Here is a 13,617-nt window from a genome sequence, read left to right on the forward strand (position 1 = left end):
AGCCGCCGACAGGCGCCCCTGGCCGGGTCTGACCTTTGATCCGGGTGGCGCGCCCTAGACTTGACAATTCGCCGACGCAGAAAAAAAACGGCTTCGGAACAAGCTCAAAGGATCTTATGCAACGCACCCAGCCCCGGCACTTCTCCATGTTGCGGGATTTTCACCTCGCCGATTTCTTCACGCTTGGCAATGCCGCCTGCGGCGTGGGCGCCGTGTTGTTTGCCATGCTCTACATGCGCAGCCAGTTGCCGTTTCATTTCTTTGCCGCGGCGGCGCTGGCGCCTGCTGCGTTTGCCTTTGATGTGCTGGACGGCCGCATTGCGCGGGCGCGGCACCAGCACTCGGCGCTGGGCCGCGAGCTGGATTCGCTGGCTGACATTGTTTCGTTTGGCGTGGCGCCGGCTGCGCTGGGCTTTGCCGCCGGCCTGCAGGGAGGCTGGGACGCAGCGGCGCTGATCTACTTTGTCTGCTGCGGCGTGAGCCGGCTGGCGCGCTACAACGTCACGGCCGAAACGCTGGACGCGGGCAGCGGCAAGGTGTCGCATTTTGAAGGCACGCCGATTCCAACCAGCGTGCTGCTGACGGCCCTGCTGGCCCTAGCCGCCTGGCAGGGGCGCGTCGGCGACGCGCTTTACGGCGGCGCCTTCCTGATCGGGCCCTGGCTGCTGCATCCGGTGGCCCTGCTCTTCGTGCTGTCGGGCAGCCTGATGATCAGCAAGACGCTGCGTATTCCCAAGCTTTAAACCTTGACCGAACCGAGGCCGCGTAGTCAACCATTGCGCTGCGTGCCCGGCCTCAATGCGCCCCGGCCGCCGCATCCGTACTGCCCGCCTCGCCGCTGCTGTGTTTCGTCAAGAACACCAGCAGAATCAGCAGCAAAAATAATCAGCGCCAAGGCACAAAACACATCCGATGCCGCCAGTCCACCTGCGCGATTTACGGGGAAGGCCTGAGCGAGCTGATTGACAGCAATGGCAAGCGCGTCGTGCGCAGCTAGGTGGAGATGACGGGCTATACCGCGGTTTTGAGCTTGTGATGCGGTGAAGACCATGCCGCCTTCACAAGGATGGCAACGCCGCCATGGGTGCGAAGGCGCGTTTTCATGTCTCGCTATTTTCGGGTTGCAGCACCAGGGTGCACAATGCGATTTAGCGCGCAAAAATTCGAAACAACATGACTTGATTTTCATGCTGAAGAGGTCTGCGAAAACTTTGCCGGCTTCCAGCTTCCCAGAAGCCGGGAGGAACGACCGTCGCGGCTATTCCAGCGTAAATCCAATCTTCAGGGAAACCTGCCAATGCGCCACCTTGCCATCAACCACATGGCCCCGGGTCTCGGTGATGGTGAACCACTGGATGCTCCGCACCGTCTCATGCGCCTTGGCGATGGCGGTACTCACAGCCTCTTCAATACTGACGCTGGAGGAACCGGTCAGTTCAAGCAGCTTATAGACATGATTGCTCATCGCATTGCTCCAAAGAGTTGATCCGCTTGTCCAGCAAAAGCTTACGCGCTTTGTATGGGTAATACAAACCCCATGCCGCGGGAAAGATTCGCCCTGCTTTGCAGACACTGGAGGCTGCGCAGAATGCGGCTCCGGCAGAATACGTTCAACTGCGGACACTCAAGCCCGCGGCGATTCTTCAACCCTCCATCCCAACTCTTCCTGCAGGCCATGCATATCCTGATCACGGGCGCCGCCGGCTCCGGCACCTCAACCTTGGCCGCAGCGTTTTCTGACGCGACCCCCTCGCGACACCTTGAAACGGACGACTACTTCTGGCGCCCCAGTGATCCGCCTTACCGGGACAAGTACGATGAAGCTGAGCGCTGCTCGGCCTTGCTGAAGGATTTGCGCACCAGTCCCAGCGCGGTTGTCGCGGGCTCCTTGATCGCTTGGGGCGAAACCCTCGAAGATACTTTCGATCTGGTGGTTTTTCTCTATCTTCCGACCGCCATCCGGGTGGCGCGCCTCCAACTACGGGAAGAACGCCGATTCGGCAAAGCGGATCCGGCCTTCCTGGCGTGGGCGGCGCAGTATGACGCAGGCACGGCAGAAGGTCGCAGCCTTGCACGGCATCGGCACTGGCTGAAAAGTCGAACGTGCCCGGTGCTTTGCCTGGAAGGCGAGCTATCTACGGACGACCAGCTCCTGAGGCTTCTTGCAGCACGCCGGTCCTTGATATCAGCGGACCGCCAGGGGCAAGCTTCACTGTGAATCATGTTCATGGCGCATCCAACCTAACACCTCCAACCATTTATTCATGCAAATTCGCATCGCCACCCCTTCCGACATCCTCGCCATGTTTGAAGTTCGAACCCGTGTTCTTGAAAATCACATGTCCATGGAGGAACTGGCAGCCATCGGCGTCACGCCAGACACACTCGCGAGCATGCTTGACGGCGAGGGCCGCGGCTGGGTTGCAGAAGAAGACAGCAGCATCCTGGCGTTTGCGATGGCAGATGCTGCAGAGGCAACGGTCTTCGCCATGTTTGTGCGGCCAGGAAGCGACGACAGAGGCTTGGGCCGACGGCTCATGGATGAAGCCGAACAATGGCTCTTCTCGCACGGCTGCGAAGAAATCTGGCTTGTCACGGACAGCCGTCGCTCAGTCCGTGCAAACGGGTTTTACCGACATCTTGGCTGGGTGGATGACGGCATCCAGGAAGATGGACAGGTTCGCTTCGTCAAGCGTTCAGCGTCCGTCAGCACGAAGGCTGACCGACGCGCTTCGTCTTAACTCACGGAATACGGCGTCAGCAGACGCCCGCCTGCATGGCCGGCTGGCGACGCCCGTCCAAGGCGTGACGGAGATAGGCCAGTTCGTTGTCGGTGAACAGGCGTGATGCCATCGGCAACATTTCTGAGGCTTCACGCTCAATGTGTTGCTGGTTCGCTTCAATAAATGCCTCGACGGCGCTGGCATCCAGGGCGGCCGACTGGGCTGTTGCAATGGCGCTCACCTGCATGCGCAAGCCTGCCCACATGTGCTCCAGCAACCGGTGTTGCTGGGTCAGGCCCGAGGTCATTTCGCGCAGGCAGACGGCGTCCGATCCGGCCATGGACTCCAGCAGCGTCGGAAACAGGAATTCCTCTTCTTCGGCATGGTTCTGAAAAGCGGCCGAATCGAAGTGCCGCAGGATTTGCAGGCCAAGCCGCTGCGCCTCGGCATCGCAGCCGTGTTCGCAGAGAAGAAGCACCAGGCGTCGCACAGCGGTGCACTGGTGCAAGGTGTGTGCGTGGCCATCGGAAATGATGGCCAGCGGGCCGTCGGACACGGTAGATAAGCGGTCCATGGCGATCAGGCAGCGGCTGGGCGCCTGGCCTCAATAATCCGAACGCATCAAACGCTGGGCGCGAGGGCTCATGTTGCTGCGGATATGCGCCGGCAACCAGGGGTAGGGTTGCGCGACCTTGGCAAACACGCGGGGCGAGGCGCCGAACATCAGGAAGTACACGGCGTCCAGCGTCTTGCGGACCCGGGAGGCCGCCGGCGCGGCGCGCTTGCTGCTCGTGGTGCTTGAGGCTTGGCCAGCAAAAAGTACGGTGCGTGTCATGAGGTTTCCTTTCAAACGGACTTGAACGGCAGAAGAAGATTGCCGAAACAGGGGTCACGTCAAAATTATAGGGTTTACGCCGATATCAACAAAACGACTTATATTTCGCTTAAATGCAATTAAATTGCTTTAAAAATCAGCCTTGATGAACTGGAGTCGGCCATGGACATCACCCTCGCCCGGACCTTTCTGGAAATCGTCTCCAGCCACAGTTTTGCCCAGGCCGCGGAGCGGCTGCATGTCACACAGACCGCGATCAGCGCACGCGTGAAAACGCTGGAGGACTTGCTGGGGCGCCAGCTTTTTGTGCGGAACAAGGCCGGCGCCTCGTTGACGGCGGCTGGCGAGCAGTTTGTGCGCCATGCACAGGCTTTGGTGCAGGTCTGGGAGCGCGCCCGCCACCAGGTGGCCGTACCGCCCGGGCGTCGGGCGGTGGTCACCGTGGCTTGTGAGACCAGCCTCTGGGACCCCTTGATGCTGGACTGGCTGCTCTGGATGCGCCCCAACGCGCCAGACCTGGCATTACGCACCGAAGTCGGCGTGGCGGAAGACCTGCTGGAACGCGTGGCCAATGGCACGCTGGACATTGTGATTGCTTATGCGCCGCGTCACCGCACCGGCTTGCGCATCGAGTTGCTGATCGAGGAAAAACTGGTGATGGTCACCACCGCGTCCAGCCTGGAAGCGCCGCAGGCGGCCAACTATGTGTATGTGGATTGGGGCCGCGAGTTCTCGGCGCAACACAGTCTGGCGTTTCCTGAACTTTCCAGTGTCGGCGTGTCTTCCAGTTTGGGCCCGCTGGGGCTGGCGTACCTGCTGGCCGTGGGCGGCGCCGGTTATTTCCGGCAAAACGTCGTGCGCGACCTGCTGGCGGAGGGACGCTTGCACCGGGTGCTGGGCGCGCCTGAATTTTTGTACCCGGCTTACGCCGTGTATGCAGACAACGCCGACATGGCCGTCCTGGCGCCCGCCCTGGCCGGCTTGCGGCAAGTGGTGGGTGGCACCCCGCATCGCCGGCCCCGCAAGGCCGGCAAGGCTGGGGTTTCTTCGCCTTAGTGCGCTCCGGCGGCCGCGTCCAGTCCGTCGGCCGTGATTTTTTGCGGACGGGTCAGCCACACCAGCGGAATCAAGGCCAGGAACAGCAAGGCCGAGATGTAGAAGATGTCGTTGGCCGCCAGCATGAAGGCCTGCTGGTCTACCAGGCGGTTGATCTGCGACAGCGCCTGCTCGGGCGACAGACCGGAAGCGGTCAGGCCCGATAACGCAGCCTGTGCCGCCGGGTTGCCAACATTGACGGCCTCCGCCAGATGGGCATGGTGCATCGCGGCGCGGCTTTCCCACACCGTGGTCGAGATCGAGGTCCCCATGGCGCCCGCCGTGATACGTACAAAGTTCGTCAAACCCGAGGCGGCCGGCATGCGGTCCGGCGTCAGGCCGGACATCGTGATGGTCATCAGCGGGATGAAGAAAAACGCCATGGCCACACCCTGGATCACGGTGGGAATCAGGATGGTGTTGAAGTCGGCCTGGGTGTTGAACTGCGAACGCATCCAGAGCACCAGCCCGAACACCAGGAAGGCAAAGGTCGCATAACGCCGCGGGTCCACCTTGCCCACGGTTTTGCCCACCAGCGGCGACAACACCAATGCCAGCAGCCCCACAGGCGCCATGATCATGCCGGCGTTGGTCGCGGTGTAACCCATGAACTGCTGCAGCCACAGCGGCAGCAAGACCACGTTGCCGAAGAACAGACCATAAGCCACCGAGGTGGTAATGGTGCCCGCCCAGAAATTGCGGCGGGCAAACAGGCGCAACTCCACCACCGGGTGTTCATCCGTGAGCTCCCAGATCAGGAAAAAGGCAAAACCCACCACCGCCGTGACGGCCAGGCCAATGATCAAGGGCGAATGGAACCAGTCGTGCTCCTTGCCCAGGTCCAGCATCATCTGCAATGCGCCGATCCAGATCACCAGCAGCGATAAACCGACCGTGTCGATGGGCAGCTTTTTCGTGACACTTTCCCGCTTGTGGTAAATGCTCCAGGCTGCCAGCGCAGCCACAATGCCCACGGGAATGTTGATGTAAAAAATCCAGGGCCAGGAGATGTTGTCGGTGATCCAGCCGCCCAGCAGCGGCCCCATCACCGGCGCGACCAGGGTGGTCATGGCCCACATCGCCATGGCCAGCCCCGCCAGCGCGCGCGGGTAACTGGCCAGCAGCAGCGACTGCGACAACGGAATCATCGGCCCGGCGACAAAACCCTGCAGCGCGCGAAAAGCGATCAAGGTGGTCATGTTGGGCGCCAGGCCACACAACCACGAAGCGATGACAAACAGGATGACACTGCCGACAAACAGGCGGACCTGGCCGAAACGTTGCGACAGCCAGCCGGTGAGCGGCACGGCAATCGCGTTGGCCACGGCAAAACTGGTGATGACCCAGGTGCCCTGGTTCGGGCTGACGCCCAGGTCGCCGGCGATGGCAGGCAAGGAGACGTTGGCAATAGAGGTGTCCAGCACGTTCATGAACGTGGCGGCGGACAGGGCAATCGTGCCCCAGGTGCGCGCCGATCCTTCGAGCGGCTGGTGCACGACAGGCATGGCGGCGCTGGCCATGCTTATTTCGCGCTGGCAGTGACGGCGGGGGCCACCATGATGGCAGGCGCAGCCGCAGCGACGCTGCCCGCCTTGCCGTTGCCAACCCGGCCACGGCCAAGGTTGGCCGCGATCACACGACGCACCTGGGCCTCGGCCCCGTCATCCGGAGTCGGCAGGGCCTGGCTCTGCGCCGCGGCGGCGCCCGGCGCATCGGCCAGCGTCTTGCCGTCACGGTTGCGAATGTCCACCTGGGCGTCCATCGACAGGCCCACGCGCAGCGGGTTCTTCGCAATCTGTTCCGGGTCCAGCGCCACACGCACCGGCACACGCTGCACCACCTTGATCCAGTTGCCGGTGGCGTTTTGCGCCGGCAGCAAGGCAAAGGCAGCGCCCGTGCCCACACCCAGACCGGCGACCATGCCTTTGTATTCAATCTTGTTGCCGTACAGGTCGGCCGTCAGTTTGACCGGCTGGCCGATACGGATGTTGCGCAGCTGCACTTCCTTGAAATTGGCATCCACCCAGACCTGCTTGAGCGGGATGATGGACATCATGGGTGTGCCGGCGGCCACGCGCTGGCCCAGTTGCACCGTGCGTTTGGCGACGTAGCCGTCCACCGGCGCCGGCATGGCCACACGTTGCGTGGCCAGGTAAGCCTCGCGCACCTTGGCGGCCGCGACCTGCACGCTGGGGTGTTGCTCGACACTGGTGCCTTCGGTCAGCGCCTGGTTGCTGGCGAGTTGTTCACGCGCCGCGGCCACACCGGCCTGGGCAGCGGCCATCGCACTTCTGGCATTGGCCAGCTGTGTCTGGGCGTGGCCGAGTTCTTCGCGGGACACCGCGCCGTTGCCGGTCAGGGCCTGGCGCCGGTTCAAGTCTTCATTGGCGCGAGCGATCTCGCTTTGGGCGCGCGCCACATCGGACTCACGCAGCGTGATCTGGGCGGCGAGCGAGCCGTTGTTGGCGTACAGGGTGCGCACCTGGCGCACGGCCTGAGCCAGCGCGGCTTCGGCCTGGTCCAGCGCAACCCTGGCATCGGCCGGGTCCAGTTGCACCAGCGGCTGGCCGGCCTTCACGAAGTCGGTGTCGTCGGCCAGCACGGCCGTGACGGTGCCGCCGATTTGCGGCGTGATCTGGATCACATTGCCCTGCACATAGGCGTTGTCGGTGGTCTCGTAATGGCTGGACACCAGGTAGTTGTAAGCGGCCCAGCCCAGGCCGGCGACCACCACCACGCTGGCCAGCGCCGTCAGCGCCTTCTTGCGTTTGGGGTTGCCAGCGGGTTGGGTGTCAGAGGTTTGAGGGGTATTCATGATGACTGTGATGTGTTTGTTGTGGTCGGTATTGAATTCGGGGGTGGGCGTGGTTTATTGGCTTGCCATGCCAGAATTTAAGGAAAAAAGGCCTGCAGCCCTTTCTGCATCCGCGCTACCAGCTACTTTTTCAGGAGCATCTAGTCGCGCCGTTGTGGCCTCCGGCGTATAACCGCCGCCCAGGGCGCGCATCAGCGCCACTTGTGTGTCGAGCGCACGGGCGGCCAGGTCCACGGCTTGCCGGCGCTGGTTCAGCACGCTGGTTTCTGCCGTCAGCACATTCAGGTAATTGCCCAGACCCGCCCGGTAACGCTGCACGGCAATGTCGTACGCACCTTCGGCCGAGGTTTGCGCGGCGCGCTGCTCGGTTTGCTGGCGCGTGATGGCCTGGCTGGACGCGACCTGGTCGGCCACGTCGCGCACCGCGTCAATCACGGCGGCGTTGTAACTTTCCACCGCGCCATCCAGGTCGGCCGTCTTGCCGCGCAGATTGGCACGCAAACGACCGGCGTCAAAAATCGGCAGGCGCAGCGCCGGGCCCACGCCCCACTGCTGGCTGCCGGCGTCAAGCAGACGACTCAGGCCGATGCTGGAAAAACCGGCGAAAGCCACCAGGTTGATGTTGGGGTAAAACTGCGTCTTCGCATTCACCACGTCTTTGGATGCGGCCTCCACACGCCAGCGGGCGGCGGCAATATCGGCGCGCCTGCCCAACAGGTCGGCAGGAATGTTGTCCGCACGCGCTGCATTTTTAATAGCTGATAGCGCTGGTGGCGTCAGGGCCAGGGCCACATTGGGCTGACCCACCAGGGCGCCCATGGCATTTCGGGCCAGGCTCAGCTGTTCTTGCAGGGTTTCGATTTGCAGGCGGGCTTCCGGCAGGCCGCCTTCGCTTTGGCGCAATTCCAGCTGGGTGTCCAGCCCGGCGTTGACGCGGTCTTTCACCAGGCCCAAGGTCTCCTGGCGCTGCGCCAGCGTGCGGCGCGCCACGCCCAGTTGGTCATTGAGCCGGGCGATCTGGAAATAGCTGCGCGCCACATTGCTGGCCAGCAGCACACGCGCGGCCTCGGTGTCGGCCTGCGCGGCGCGCACGCTGCCCAGGGCGGACTCCAGCGCGGCGCTGTATTTGCCGAAGAAGTCGAGCTCCCAGCTGCCGCTGAGCTGGACCGTGCCACTTTCGCGGATGGAACCGGCCAGCGGCGCGGGCACGGCACCATTGGCCGTGTATTTCTGGCGCGTCAGGTCGATGCCGCCGCTGAGTTGCGGCATCTTGGCGGCATCGGCCACCTCGGTCACGGCCTGCGCACGCGCCAGCCGGGTTTGCGCCAACTTGAGGCTGGGGTTGTTTTGCAAGGCCTGGGTGACCAGGCCATTGAGTTGTTCGTCGCCGAAGTCGCGCCACCATTCGGCGGCGATGGGCTGGGCTGCAGGTGTTGCGGATACGGTCGGCAAGCCCAGCGAGGGCGCCTCGCGCAGGCTGGACTGCGACTGGATGCCGGACATGTCGGCGCAACCGGCGAGGCCGCCAGCGATCAGGCCCGCAGCCACCACGCTGGCCGAGGCCACCGCGACCATGCGAAAGGAGGCGTGCCACACCGGCAAGGTGCGCGGCATGGACGCGGGTAAGGCAAGGGGAAAGGGATTTGTTATGTTTTTCATTTTTTATCAGCCGACGCTTGCAGGGTTTGTGCCGTTTCTAAAATGCGGCGCAAATAACTCTTGAGGGTTTGCCATTCTTCGATAGTGAAACCGGCCAGATGGGCGTTCTGGACCCGGCAGAGAATGGCCGGAATATCTTTGGCCGCCGCACGCCCGGCCTCTGTCAGTTCGAGCTTGACCACGCGCCGGTCTTCCGACGAGCGGGTACGGCGGCACAAGGCCTTGGCCTCCAGGCGGTCCAGCATGCGGGTCATGGAACCGGCATCCAGCTCACACTCCCGCGCCAGTTCGGCGGCGGTGGAGGCGCGGCCCATGTACAGCTTGAGCAAAGGCACCCATTGGGCATTGGTCAGGCCTCTGGGTTCGAGCTCGCGCTCCACCTCATTGGCGATCAGGACCAGGATGCGGCGCATCAGGTAACCAATGCTTTCATTCGGTGCATAACCTTCGGCGCGGTAAAAATCGACCAGCGAACAGGACATCGCGTCGATGAACGGGTTGGATTTATCAGTAGATGCCATCTCAGAATATTACTTGCTTAGGCAACCATTGTCAAGGCTATGTTTGTAGGGGCAACTTTGTCGCTAAACTCGCCAGATGGCCACACCCTCCTCTCTGTCCGCCTCCCGCGCCGCAAGCAAGGGCTCTCCCCGCTCGCTGTCCGGCCTGTTGCCGTTTTTGCGCCCTTACCGCGGCCGGATTGGCTTGGCGATACTTTTTCTGGTGATGGCGGCGGTGGCCACGCTGGTGTTTCCGCTGGCCTTGCGCAGCCTGATCGACGGCGGCCTGAATGCGTCGGACAAAGGTGCGCAACTGATGGGGCTGCGCACCCACTTTTTCGAACTTTTCGCCGTCGCCGCGGCGCTGGGGCTTTTTTCGGCCGGCCGTTTTTACATGGTCAGTTGGCTGGGCGAACGCGTCACGGCCGACCTGCGCAACGCGGTGTATTCGCATGTGCTCAGGCAAAGCCCGGAGTTTTTTGAAACCACACAAACCGGCGAAGTGTTGAGCCGCCTGACCGGCGACACCACGCTGGTACAAACCGTCGTGGGTTCGTCGCTGAGCATGGGCCTGCGCAACGCCGTGATGGGTGTAGGCGCCCTGGCCATGCTGGTCTACACCAACCCTTATTTGATGGTGCAGGTGTTGGGCGGGCTGGTGCTGATCGTCGCGCCTTCGGTCTGGTTTGGCCGGCGTGTGCGCAAACTCTCACGCGCCAGCCAGGACCGCGTGGCGGATTCAAGCGCCATCGCCGCCGAGGTGCTCAATGCAATTCCCGTGGTGCAAAGTTATACCGCCGAAGGCCGCGAAGCCACCCGTTTTAATGTCTCGACGACCAATGCCTTCAACGTGGCGGTGCGCCGCACCCGCGCGCGTTCGGTACTGGTGGCCTTCATCATCATCGCCACCTCGGCCGCCCTGCTGTGGGGCTTGTACCAGGGCACACAAGCCGTCATGCGCGGTGACATCACGGCCGGCCACCTGGGCCAGACCGTCGTGTATGTGATCATCCTGGCCAGCGCGGCTGCGGTGCTGGGCGAGGTCTACGGCGACCTGCTGCGCGCCGCCGGCGCCACCGAACGCCTGATGGAGTTGCTGGCCACCCGCTCACCCGTTCTTTCACCCTCCAATCCGGCTCCAGCCCCCGAGTTACGGTCGGGAAGCGCTATCAAATTCGAAGCAGTGACGTTTCACTACCCCTCAAGACCGGCGCAGGCGGCTTTGAGCAATTTCAGCATGAGCGTCGCACCGGGCGAAACCGTGGCGCTGGTCGGGCCCAGCGGCGCCGGCAAAAGCACGGTGTTCCAGTTGCTGCTGCGTTTTTACGACCCGGTCTCGGGCCGCATCGAACTCGACGGCGTGCGGACTGCGGACATGACCCTGGAAGACTTGCGCCACCGCGTCGGCATCGTGCCGCAGGACGCGGTGATTTTTTCGACCAGTGCACTGGAGAACATCCGCTACGGCAAACCCGGCGCCAGCGACGAAGAAACCAAGGCCGCGGCCCAGGCGGCTTTTGCGCACGAGTTCATCAGCGCCCTGCCCGAAGGTTATGACACCTTCCTGGGCGAGCGCGGCGTGCGCCTGTCAGGCGGACAGCGCCAGCGGATTGCGATTGCCCGCGCCATGCTGAAAAACTCGCCGCTGCTGCTGCTCGACGAAGCCACCAGCGCGCTGGATGCCGAAAGCGAACGCATGGTGCAGGCCGCGCTGGAATCGGCCATGAAGGGCCGCACCACGCTGGTGATTGCACACCGCCTGGCGACCGTGCAGCAGGCCGACCGCATCATCGTGCTCGACCATGGCAAGCTGGTCGAACAAGGCACCCATGACTCGCTGGTCGCGGCCAACGGTGTTTATGCGCGGCTGGCGGCACTGCAGTTCATGGACTGAGTGTCGGACTGCGGCAGTCGCCTGACCTATCGTCAAACTCTTGGTTATGCATTATTCACATAACGCAAGATAAAGCCGGCCTTGGACAGTTGAGCGCGGCAGGCCTAAGCTGTGCCCATTGATTATCCACAAGGAGTTTTCCATGTCGCACGCCTCCGGTCCCGTCGCCGCCCCCGGCACCCATCGCCTGCCCTCTTACCTGCAAGCCGACCAGCTCGGCCCCTGGGGCAACTACCTGCAGCAGGTGGACCGTGTCATTCCGCACCTGGGCAGTCTGGCGCGCTGGGCTGAAACCCTCAAACGCCCCAAACGTATTCTGATTGTGGACGTGCCCATCCACATGGACGACGGCACGGTGGCGCACTTCGAGGGTTACCGCGTGCAGCACAACGTCTCGCGTGGGCCCGGCAAGGGTGGCGTGCGTTTTCACCAGGACGTGACCTTGTCGGAAGTCATGGCGCTGTCGGCCTGGATGTCGATCAAGAACGCAGCGGTGAACGTGCCCTACGGCGGCGCCAAGGGCGGCATTCGGGTTGATCCGAAAACATTGTCACGCGGCGAGCTGGAGCGTATGACACGCCGCTACACCAGCGAAATCGGCATCATCATCGGCCCGAACAAGGACATCCCCGCGCCCGACGTGAACACCAATGAGCAAATCATGGCGTGGATGATGGACACCTACTCCATGAACACCGGCTCGACCTCCACGGGCGTGGTGACCGGCAAGCCGGTCGACCTGGGCGGTTCGCTGGGACGGCGCGAAGCCACAGGCCGCGGCGTTTTCACGGTAGGCGTTGAAGCGGCCAAGCACATCGGCATGGACATCAGTACGGCGCGGGTCGCGGTGCAGGGTTTTGGCAATGTGGGCGGCGTGGCCGGCAAGCTGTTTGCCGAGGCTGGCGCGCGCGTGGTCGCGGTGCAAGACCACGGCGGCACGATTTACCGCGAAGCCGGGCTGGACGTGCCCTCCCTGCTCAAACATGTGGCCGAGACCGGCAGCGTGGGGGGGTTTGCCGAGGCTGAAAAAATAGCCAACGATCTCTTCTGGGAAGTGGATTGCGACATTTTGATTCCCGCTGCGCTGGAGCAACAAATCACCAAGGACAACGCCGGCCGCATCAAGGCGCGCATGATCATTGAAGGCGCCAACGGGCCAACCACGCCCGAGGCCGACGACATCCTGCAGGAACGCAATGTGCTGGTACTGCCCGACGTGATCGCCAACGCCGGCGGCGTGACGGTCAGCTACTTTGAATGGGTGCAGGATTTCTCCAGCTTTTTCTGGGACGAAGCCGAAATCAATGCCCGCCTGGTGCGCATCATGAAAGAAGCTTTTGCCGGCGTCTGGCAAGTCTCGCAAGACCACAAGGTCAGCCTGCGCACCGCGACCTTTATCGTCGCGTGCAAACGCATTCTGCATACGCGTGAGTTGCGCGGTTTGTATCCCTGAGCAGAGAACAGCGTTAGCGCCTTGACATTTCAAGCAGGGGCCGCGGGACTGGCTTCGCCAGCCCGCAGGCGCAGCGGCCCCCTCTGGGGGCAGGGAGCTACACGCAGTGAGCGACCGTGGGGGTCATTGAAGTGTTTCCTTGACCGCTGCCGGCAGCGGCAAAGGCATCACATCTATGCCTTCTTCCAGCAGCTCCATGGCTTCAGACCGGCTGGCCTGACCGCGGATGTTGCGCTGCTCGGCATCGCCGTAATGCATGGCGCGTGCTTCGTCGGCAAAACGTTGGCCCACATCTTCGGTGTTGGCCATCACATGCCGCAGCGCTTTTAAAAAAGCCGCCTGCCCTGCTGGATGGTTGGTCGCCACGACGTCTTGCGTGGGGCTGCTAGCCGGTGCAGCGCTAGCTGGCACCGACACTTCGCGCGAGGGCTGCACCTGCGCATCGGCTTGTGCGCTGGCGCCGAAATTGAGCCGGGGTGCGCTGGGCATTTTCTGGATCGCAGGATCTGCGCACAAAGGGCAGCTGATCAGGCCACGTATCAGCTGGCTTTGAAAATCGTCTTCCGACGCAAACCAGCCTTCAAAGGCATGCTGGTGCGAACACTGGAGGTTGAGAACTTTCATGTGCGGATTATCAGGCCGC

The 13,617-nt window shown here is 62.8% G+C and carries 15 protein-coding genes; 6 read left to right on the forward strand and 9 right to left on the reverse strand.

Annotated elements, in window-relative coordinates; translation table 11 throughout:
- Positions 1-116: 116 nt before the first annotated feature.
- A complete protein-coding gene (locus R6254_RS12165; RefSeq protein WP_318407121.1) occupies positions 117-743 on the forward strand; it encodes a CDP-alcohol phosphatidyltransferase family protein in 627 nt (208 codons plus the stop codon).
- 26 nt (positions 744-769) lie between these two features.
- On the opposite strand, the gene R6254_RS12170 is transcribed toward R6254_RS12165, so the two are convergent.
- Together R6254_RS12170 and R6254_RS12175 are read right to left on the reverse strand one after the other, a co-directional pair.
- Complete coding sequence (locus R6254_RS12170) at positions 770-1,051, reverse strand: hypothetical protein (RefSeq protein ID WP_318407123.1); 282 nt, start codon at positions 1,049-1,051, stop codon at positions 770-772.
- Positions 1,052-1,258: 207 nt separating this feature from the next.
- Positions 1,259-1,465, reverse strand: a complete 207-nt coding sequence (locus R6254_RS12175; RefSeq protein ID WP_318407124.1) for a dodecin — start codon at positions 1,463-1,465, stop codon at positions 1,259-1,261.
- Positions 1,466-1,675: 210 nt separating this feature from the next.
- Between R6254_RS12175 and R6254_RS12180 the strand changes: the two genes are divergently transcribed.
- Positions 1,676-2,218: a P-loop NTPase family protein gene (locus tag R6254_RS12180; RefSeq protein WP_318407125.1), complete on the forward strand. Its 543-nt coding sequence runs from the start codon at positions 1,676-1,678 to the stop codon at positions 2,216-2,218.
- 46 nt (positions 2,219-2,264) lie between these two features.
- Positions 2,265-2,741 (forward strand): GNAT family N-acetyltransferase, encoded by a 477-nt coding sequence (locus tag R6254_RS12185; RefSeq protein ID WP_318407126.1) that lies wholly within the window; start codon positions 2,265-2,267, stop codon positions 2,739-2,741.
- A gap of 16 nt (positions 2,742-2,757) precedes the next feature.
- Here the strand turns inward: R6254_RS12185 and R6254_RS12190 are convergent, their stop codons facing one another.
- Together R6254_RS12190 and R6254_RS12195 are read right to left on the reverse strand one after the other, a co-directional pair.
- Positions 2,758-3,297 carry a hemerythrin domain-containing protein gene (locus R6254_RS12190; RefSeq protein WP_318407127.1) on the reverse strand — a complete coding sequence of 180 codons (540 nt, stop codon included), beginning with the start codon at positions 3,295-3,297 and terminating at the stop codon, positions 2,758-2,760.
- A gap of 30 nt (positions 3,298-3,327) precedes the next feature.
- Complete coding sequence (locus R6254_RS12195; RefSeq protein WP_318407128.1) at positions 3,328-3,558, reverse strand: hypothetical protein; 231 nt, start codon at positions 3,556-3,558, stop codon at positions 3,328-3,330.
- A 162-nt stretch (positions 3,559-3,720) separates the two neighbouring features.
- On the opposite strand from R6254_RS12195, the gene R6254_RS12200 reads away from it, so the two are divergent.
- On the forward strand, positions 3,721-4,614 hold the full coding sequence (locus R6254_RS12200) for a LysR family transcriptional regulator (RefSeq protein WP_318407129.1): 894 nt from the start codon (positions 3,721-3,723) through the stop codon (positions 4,612-4,614).
- On the opposite strand, the gene R6254_RS12205 is transcribed toward R6254_RS12200, so the two are convergent.
- Genes R6254_RS12205 through R6254_RS12220 form a run of 4 tightly spaced genes read right to left on the reverse strand, consistent with a single transcriptional unit; the run spans position 4,611 to position 9,648 of the window.
- The gene (locus R6254_RS12205; protein WP_318407130.1) at positions 4,611-6,173 is read right to left on the reverse strand and encodes a DHA2 family efflux MFS transporter permease subunit; all 1,563 of its coding nucleotides are present in this window, start codon (positions 6,171-6,173) and stop codon (positions 4,611-4,613) included. The genes R6254_RS12200 and R6254_RS12205 overlap by 4 nt on opposite strands.
- Before the next feature lie 2 nt (positions 6,174-6,175).
- The gene (locus R6254_RS12210) at positions 6,176-7,468 is read right to left on the reverse strand and encodes an efflux RND transporter periplasmic adaptor subunit (RefSeq protein ID WP_318407132.1); all 1,293 of its coding nucleotides are present in this window, start codon (positions 7,466-7,468) and stop codon (positions 6,176-6,178) included.
- A 54-nt stretch (positions 7,469-7,522) separates the two neighbouring features.
- Positions 7,523-9,082, reverse strand: coding sequence for an efflux transporter outer membrane subunit (locus R6254_RS12215; RefSeq protein ID WP_412103170.1), 1,560 nt, complete (start codon positions 9,080-9,082; stop codon positions 7,523-7,525).
- A gap of 41 nt (positions 9,083-9,123) precedes the next feature.
- Positions 9,124-9,648, reverse strand: coding sequence for a MarR family winged helix-turn-helix transcriptional regulator (locus R6254_RS12220; protein WP_318407133.1), 525 nt, complete (start codon positions 9,646-9,648; stop codon positions 9,124-9,126).
- A gap of 76 nt (positions 9,649-9,724) precedes the next feature.
- Between R6254_RS12220 and R6254_RS12225 the strand changes: the two genes are divergently transcribed.
- The gene (locus R6254_RS12225; protein WP_318407134.1) at positions 9,725-11,521 is read left to right on the forward strand and encodes an ABC transporter transmembrane domain-containing protein; all 1,797 of its coding nucleotides are present in this window, start codon (positions 9,725-9,727) and stop codon (positions 11,519-11,521) included.
- A 142-nt stretch (positions 11,522-11,663) separates the two neighbouring features.
- The gene (locus R6254_RS12230) at positions 11,664-12,974 is read left to right on the forward strand and encodes a Glu/Leu/Phe/Val family dehydrogenase (RefSeq protein WP_318407136.1); all 1,311 of its coding nucleotides are present in this window, start codon (positions 11,664-11,666) and stop codon (positions 12,972-12,974) included.
- A gap of 123 nt (positions 12,975-13,097) precedes the next feature.
- On the opposite strand, the gene R6254_RS12235 is transcribed toward R6254_RS12230, so the two are convergent.
- Positions 13,098-13,598 carry a DUF1178 family protein gene (locus R6254_RS12235; RefSeq protein WP_318407137.1) on the reverse strand — a complete coding sequence of 167 codons (501 nt, stop codon included), beginning with the start codon at positions 13,596-13,598 and terminating at the stop codon, positions 13,098-13,100.
- Positions 13,599-13,617: the final 19 nt, after the last annotated feature.

It is taken from the genome of Polaromonas potterensis (genome assembly GCF_033446725.1).
In the GTDB taxonomy this organism is placed as follows: Bacteria; Pseudomonadota; Gammaproteobacteria; order Burkholderiales; family Burkholderiaceae_C; genus Polaromonas.

What these genes read in the sequence shown, in the direction of transcription:
- R6254_RS12165 (WP_318407121.1), top strand. Translation starts at nt 117, where the DNA reads ATGCAACGCACCCAGCCCCGGCACTTCTCCATGTTGCGGGATTTTCAC.
- R6254_RS12170 (WP_318407123.1), bottom strand. Translation starts at nt 1,051, where the DNA reads ATGGTCTTCACCGCATCACAAGCTCAAAACCGCGGTATAGCCCGTCAT.
- R6254_RS12175 (WP_318407124.1), bottom strand. Translation starts at nt 1,465, where the DNA reads ATGAGCAATCATGTCTATAAGCTGCTTGAACTGACCGGTTCCTCCAGC.
- R6254_RS12180 (WP_318407125.1), top strand. Translation starts at nt 1,676, where the DNA reads ATGCATATCCTGATCACGGGCGCCGCCGGCTCCGGCACCTCAACCTTG.
- R6254_RS12185 (WP_318407126.1), top strand. Translation starts at nt 2,265, where the DNA reads ATGCAAATTCGCATCGCCACCCCTTCCGACATCCTCGCCATGTTTGAA.
- R6254_RS12190 (WP_318407127.1), bottom strand. Translation starts at nt 3,297, where the DNA reads ATGGACCGCTTATCTACCGTGTCCGACGGCCCGCTGGCCATCATTTCC.
- R6254_RS12195 (WP_318407128.1), bottom strand. Translation starts at nt 3,558, where the DNA reads ATGACACGCACCGTACTTTTTGCTGGCCAAGCCTCAAGCACCACGAGC.
- R6254_RS12200 (WP_318407129.1), top strand. Translation starts at nt 3,721, where the DNA reads ATGGACATCACCCTCGCCCGGACCTTTCTGGAAATCGTCTCCAGCCAC.
- R6254_RS12205 (WP_318407130.1), bottom strand. Translation starts at nt 6,173, where the DNA reads ATGGCCAGCGCCGCCATGCCTGTCGTGCACCAGCCGCTCGAAGGATCG.
- R6254_RS12210 (WP_318407132.1), bottom strand. Translation starts at nt 7,468, where the DNA reads ATGAATACCCCTCAAACCTCTGACACCCAACCCGCTGGCAACCCCAAA.
- R6254_RS12215 (WP_412103170.1), bottom strand. Translation starts at nt 9,082, where the DNA reads ATGCCGCGCACCTTGCCGGTGTGGCACGCCTCCTTTCGCATGGTCGCG.
- R6254_RS12220 (WP_318407133.1), bottom strand. Translation starts at nt 9,648, where the DNA reads ATGGCATCTACTGATAAATCCAACCCGTTCATCGACGCGATGTCCTGT.
- R6254_RS12225 (WP_318407134.1), top strand. Translation starts at nt 9,725, where the DNA reads ATGGCCACACCCTCCTCTCTGTCCGCCTCCCGCGCCGCAAGCAAGGGC.
- R6254_RS12230 (WP_318407136.1), top strand. Translation starts at nt 11,664, where the DNA reads ATGTCGCACGCCTCCGGTCCCGTCGCCGCCCCCGGCACCCATCGCCTG.
- R6254_RS12235 (WP_318407137.1), bottom strand. Translation starts at nt 13,598, where the DNA reads ATGAAAGTTCTCAACCTCCAGTGTTCGCACCAGCATGCCTTTGAAGGC.